The following is a 617-nucleotide window of genomic DNA, read 5'->3' as shown; positions in this document are numbered from 1 at the left end:
CTCGCTTGCCTGTCGCCAGACGGCAATATCGAACTCAAGACGCTGCTGGGCCAGCCGGCTCGGATCGGTATCGCAGATGCCGATGGCGACGAAACCATCCGCTGCGGCGTGGTCAGCCAAGCCAAGCTGGCGGGATCGGACGGTGGTTTCGCCAAGTACGAGCTAACCATCGAACCGCCGTTCGCGCTGCTGCGCCATCGCAAGACCTCCCGTGTGTTCCAGGACTTGTCCGTCCCGGACATCGTCGAGCAGATCCTTTCGGAACATCAGGCAGCCAATCCGGCTTTCACCCGGGTGCAGACGCTGGACATCCAAGTCAAACCCGCCCAGCCGCGCAGCTACACGGTGCAGTATCGAGAAAGCGATTTCGATTTCATTGTCCGGCTGCTGTATGAGGAAGGCTACGCCTGGCGATTCGTTCATCTGGATGACGACGGCCCGCAAGTTGAGCTGGCTGTGTTTGACGATGCCCACAGCCTGCCGGCGTCCAAGCTGGAGCGCGTGCGCTTCCACCGCAGCGATGCGACGGAAGAAGAGGATGGCCTCACCGACTGGGAAGCCGCCCGCCAGATTGTGCCCGGCGGCACCTCGCTGGCCAGCTACGACTACAAGCCGGT

1 protein-coding gene is annotated in these 617 nt (G+C 62.4%); it reads left to right on the top strand.

All coding sequences use genetic code 11. The features are described 5' to 3' along the window. The coding region (locus LQR33_RS24110; RefSeq protein ID WP_231470764.1) for a type VI secretion system Vgr family protein at positions 1-617 on the top strand (617 nt) is incomplete at both ends.

Origin of the sequence: Chromobacterium piscinae (assembly GCF_021129175.1) — a bacterium.
Classification (GTDB): domain Bacteria; phylum Pseudomonadota; class Gammaproteobacteria; order Burkholderiales; family Chromobacteriaceae; genus Chromobacterium; species Chromobacterium piscinae.
This window is presented reverse-complemented; position numbering and strand designations above follow the sequence as displayed.